Below are 4,160 nucleotides of genomic sequence, written 5' to 3' on the forward strand. Positions count from 1 at the left end.
AGCAAGCCACGCCAAGGTATATTTAATATTGTTGGCTCAACCTGCATGGAAAACGACTGCTTATATGATAATTACACAGGTAAATTAGGAGTCAATGACCATATTGTGTTCAATAATGTGGGTGCCTATACCAATGTCTTACGCCCTCCCTTTATTAACTTTGCCCCCCCCATCATATCAATAGATGCTCAAGAAAAAATTGAGATGATTCGCCGCCGCGAGACATTAGACGATATTTTTTCGACTTATACTTTCTAACGAAATATTATATTGACGGCTGGCGCATCAAAGGTAATGCTTGCCATAGCCACCATTGCTCAGGGAATTCGCGTATCTGTGCCTCTAACAAAGCGACCAAGCGCTGCATAATATCCTCTTCCGTTAATAATTCAACATCAATCGGTGGATAAAAAACAGTACGTAGTCCAGCTCGTGATTCAAAAACATAAAAAGGAACAATTAAAGCTTTCGCTCGTTTTGCTAATTTTGCTGGCCCCAATGGGAATCGTGTCTGCTTCCCTAAAAAGGGCAAGGTAACACAACCATTTTTATCACCAACATACGGTACATCAATAAATAAGCCCATAACATGCTCATCTAAAGCAGGGTAAATCGGCCTAATCAAATCACCTTCCACTAAAAATGGCCCACCAAAACATTCTTGTAGCCACGCTAATTTTTTTAACCTATATTGATATTCAGCTTCAGGTAACCCATGCTCATTGGTTTTACCACCATCCCGAGTGATAGTACCCACAGAAACCCCTTGCGCACGCATTCCAACTCCAGCCATCCAAAAACGCCCAAAATGACCACTGCTAATAATGACTCTGCGTCCCGCTTTCCGTGCGTCCGCAATATAATGAAAATTTTCTAATTGAATAAACTGTTGAACTTGCTGTGGTGTCTTGCAGGTTTTAAAAAACCAGGTATCCAATGCCTCTCGTTCCACCATGCACAAGAAGTAATCAGCAATACGCTCCAATTCGGCATGTGGTAATTGCACAAATACAGACCGCATTTGTTCAATAATGACTCGTCGCTCATCCAAATGATTTTGAATTGACAAGCGTCCATAAAGACTAACCAAGCGATAGGCTAATTTTTGTGGTAACCGCGCCAGTAGAGGCAATAAAAAATGATATTTAATGCCTAAATTCATAGCGGCGCAGACCATTGATGTGGCAAATAAGCGACCCCCACTTCAGTATTGGGCTGTCTCACCTTAAAGTCACAACAACTTTGCATAGAATCATACACATGCGCACTGGTCGTATCAATTAACCAAAGCTCTAAACTATACTGACCAGACAATAAACTTAGCTCAGGAATTTCATAAACCACCCCTAAATCATTATCATCCTGCCTAGTAAATAATGATATACCATCAAGCACCGTACTCACACCAAAGCACTGCACACCATCATTGCGCTTAATAATAATACCAATATGCACATCCTCTAAAGCCAAGCTAGCTTGCTTATGTGCCAGAACCTGTACCTGAAATTTATCGCCTGTTCGATACACGGCAATACCCGAACTATCAAACTGGGCATTAAGCAAGGTTGCCTGGCTTAAATAAGCCGTCAACTGTGTATTATTTTTATCTCTTGCTTTCGTTTCGACTGGCTTATGCTTAGGCACAGAAACAGCAACAGCAACACGATTTTGCATACGTACATGATCATTATACTGGTCTATCACGTCACCACTTTCACCCTGCGCTTGAATAACACCTTTATCTAGCCAGATAGCTCGTTTGCATAGCTCTTTGACATGATAAAGGCTGTGAGAACAAAAAACCAGTGACTTTCCTTGCTCTTTAAAAGCCATCATACGATCCATACTTTTTTTCTGAAAATGCTGATCTCCGACTGACAAAGCCTCATCGACGATCAAAATATCAGGATCAACCGATGTCACGACAGAAAAAGCCAAACGTACAAACATACCTGATGAATAGCTTTTTACCGGCTGATAAACAAAGTCACCTAATTCAGAAAAATCTATAATTTCATCGACTTTAGCCTCAATCTGTGCTGCATTAAGACCTAACACAGCACAACCTAAATGAATATTTTCTAGGCCCGTATACTCTGCATGAAAACCCGAGCCTAATTCTAATATAGCGGACACACGCCCATTAACGATTAACTCACCTTCTGTCGGCCGCATCGTGCCAGACAATAACTTTAATAAAGTGCTTTTACCCGCACCATTATCTCCCACTACCCCTAAAACTTCGCCAGCTTCACAACGAAAATTAACCTCTTTAAGCGCCCAAAAAGGGTCGTGATACTGCTTTCTAAAGATCAATTCTTTCAGGCTATCAATCGGCTGATGATAGCGCCTATACATTTTACCTAAATCTTTAGCAATTAAAGCACTCATATAAATTCCTTAGCACGTTCAATTGTTTTTTGGAAAAAATAAACACTCGCACATAACAGCAAAATTGAAAAACCAGCCATATAAAGCAAGCCGATACCCGGCAATTCAGCGCGTATAATGATCGCTCGATAAGCATCAAGCAAATGATATAAAGGGTTTAAGTTATTAACCGGTATAAGCTCAGTAGGAATCATATCTACCGGATAAAAAATTGGTGTTATAAATAATATGACCGTTAAAATTAAACCCAATGCTTGACGTAAATCTTGAACAAAGACAGACATAATAGCAAGCACATAGCCCAAAGCGAGGCTAAGACACAAGCGAATTAAAACCAAAAAAGGCAATAACAAAAGATAATATGACACTTGATCTAATAATAGATAAGCAGCTATAACAATAATCACCAAAGCAATAGTTTCAGTGATAACAGTCGCAAGCATAGGCACTAAAGGCAAAAGGATAGCCGGTAGTGTTGATTTATGCAATAAAGAGCTGTTGGCAAATAAAGAATTACTTGCTGATATAAGGGCTTCCTGAAAAGCAAAAAATGGCATCATCGCCGCCATTAAATACAAAGCAAAGTGATAAGAGCTATCCATTCCCGGGATTCTTACCTTCATAATCACAGAGAAAACAAAGGAATACACAATCACCATAATTAAGGGTTGCAAAAACAACCATAAAATACCGATAATAGTGCCCTTGTAGCGACTACTTAATTCACGCTGTACCAACAGCCGAAGCACATGTAAATGATTTAAGTATTGATTCAAATTAAACAAATTTTTTCCTATGGATGGTTATTTTTGTTAATTAAAAATCGCGGCTAGAAGCCGCTCCCACCTGGAAGCGACTTCTGTGGGAGCGGCTTCCAGCCGCGATTAAACAATAAACAATAAACTCACAACCACACCGCATCCCACAACGGATAATCCCCCACTCGCTCCACCAAACTAGCACGCAAAGGATTAGCAATAATATAACGCGCTACCTGCACAACATCCTCTTCTTTACGCAATGCATGATCATGGTATCCAGGCTGCCACAAACGCCCCTTTTTAAATGAACTCGCCTTCTGTATCTTCTGCGCCGAATAACTCTTAACACTATGCATCACTGTCGCTAATGAATAATCAGCACGCAAAGCAAATAACCAATGCAAATGATCCGGCATGATAACAAATGCTAAGCTCTCTACACGTTGTTGTGTTTCTTGAAAGTGCAGCGCATGCACAAGCTCTCGAGCCAACGCAAAATCGGTAAACACAAGTCGCCTTTGCTCTGTTACCGTGGTCAATAAATAAATCTGATTTTCTGAGGAATATCGACCTTTACGTAAATTTTTACTGTGCGGTGGTGGTTTATTAATATACATACCAGAAAAGCAATTTTCTTTGTAGAAGCGGCTTCTAGCCGTGATTGAAGTGTTAAATCTTAACTGCTTAGCATTACTTGCTTACAGCTAATGCAGCCTGTTCTTGCTTGATCTTTTGAATATTTTTTAAGTTAGTCTTGTAGGCCTTTACCACCACATTAATACCTGAATCATTCAAGCCCCCCTCATCCCCACCTACGGCGGTATACGTTGCATATACACCTGATGCAGACATTAAGGAAGCGTTAATCATTGCAATAGGACTCCCTTCCTCTTTCATTTTGTTGGCCAATTGAATAAATTGATTCGCTAAAGGTTCTGTCGCAAGAACTAGTGAAAGCGAAGAGCGCCTTGTCTTCAGGCATAACTATCCTGCTAAAGCTATAAATTG

Annotated in this window: 5 protein-coding genes and 1 pseudogene; 1 reads left to right on the top strand and 5 read right to left on the bottom strand. The window is 40.2% G+C overall.

Going from position 1 to position 4,160, the window contains the following annotated elements:
- Positions 1–258: pseudogene (locus BQ7314_RS10525) on the top strand (type III PLP-dependent enzyme domain-containing protein); the annotation flags it as partial.
- A gap of 7 nt (positions 259–265) precedes the next feature.
- Here BQ7314_RS10525 and BQ7314_RS10530 read toward each other — a convergent pair.
- The 5 genes from BQ7314_RS10530 to BQ7314_RS10550 all read right to left on the bottom strand — a co-directional run bounded on the left by BQ7314_RS10530 (position 266) and on the right by BQ7314_RS10550 (position 4,049).
- Positions 266–1,162, bottom strand: coding sequence for a lysophospholipid acyltransferase family protein (locus BQ7314_RS10530; protein ID WP_174483655.1), 897 nt, complete (start codon positions 1,160–1,162; stop codon positions 266–268).
- Positions 1,159–2,391: an ABC transporter ATP-binding protein gene (locus tag BQ7314_RS10535; RefSeq protein ID WP_174483656.1), complete on the bottom strand. Its 1,233-nt coding sequence runs from the start codon at positions 2,389–2,391 to the stop codon at positions 1,159–1,161. Before BQ7314_RS10535 ends, BQ7314_RS10530 begins: the two co-directional genes overlap by 4 nt.
- Positions 2,388–3,167, bottom strand: a complete 780-nt coding sequence (locus tag BQ7314_RS10540; RefSeq protein ID WP_174483657.1) for an ABC transporter permease — start codon at positions 3,165–3,167, stop codon at positions 2,388–2,390. Before BQ7314_RS10540 ends, BQ7314_RS10535 begins: the two co-directional genes overlap by 4 nt.
- Positions 3,168–3,295: 128 nt before the next feature.
- The gene (locus tag BQ7314_RS10545; RefSeq protein WP_174483658.1) at positions 3,296–3,769 is read right to left on the bottom strand and encodes an REP-associated tyrosine transposase; all 474 of its coding nucleotides are present in this window, start codon (positions 3,767–3,769) and stop codon (positions 3,296–3,298) included.
- 73 nt (positions 3,770–3,842) lie between these two features.
- Positions 3,843–4,049 (bottom strand): DUF3144 domain-containing protein, encoded by a 207-nt coding sequence (locus tag BQ7314_RS10550; protein ID WP_174483659.1) that lies wholly within the window; start codon positions 4,047–4,049, stop codon positions 3,843–3,845.
- Between the last annotated feature and the right edge of the window lie 111 nt (positions 4,050–4,160).

It is taken from the genome of methanotrophic endosymbiont of Bathymodiolus puteoserpentis (Logatchev) (assembly GCF_900128525.1).
In the GTDB taxonomy this organism is placed as follows: domain Bacteria; phylum Pseudomonadota; class Gammaproteobacteria; order Methylococcales; family Methylomonadaceae; genus Methyloprofundus.

What these genes read in the sequence shown, in the direction of transcription:
- BQ7314_RS10530 (WP_174483655.1), bottom strand. Translation starts at nt 1,162, where the DNA reads ATGAATTTAGGCATTAAATATCATTTTTTATTGCCTCTACTGGCGCGG.
- BQ7314_RS10535 (WP_174483656.1), bottom strand. Translation starts at nt 2,391, where the DNA reads ATGAGTGCTTTAATTGCTAAAGATTTAGGTAAAATGTATAGGCGCTAT.
- BQ7314_RS10545 (WP_174483658.1), bottom strand. Translation starts at nt 3,769, where the DNA reads ATGTATATTAATAAACCACCACCGCACAGTAAAAATTTACGTAAAGGT.
- BQ7314_RS10550 (WP_174483659.1), bottom strand. Translation starts at nt 4,049, where the DNA reads ATGAAAGAGGAAGGGAGTCCTATTGCAATGATTAACGCTTCCTTAATG.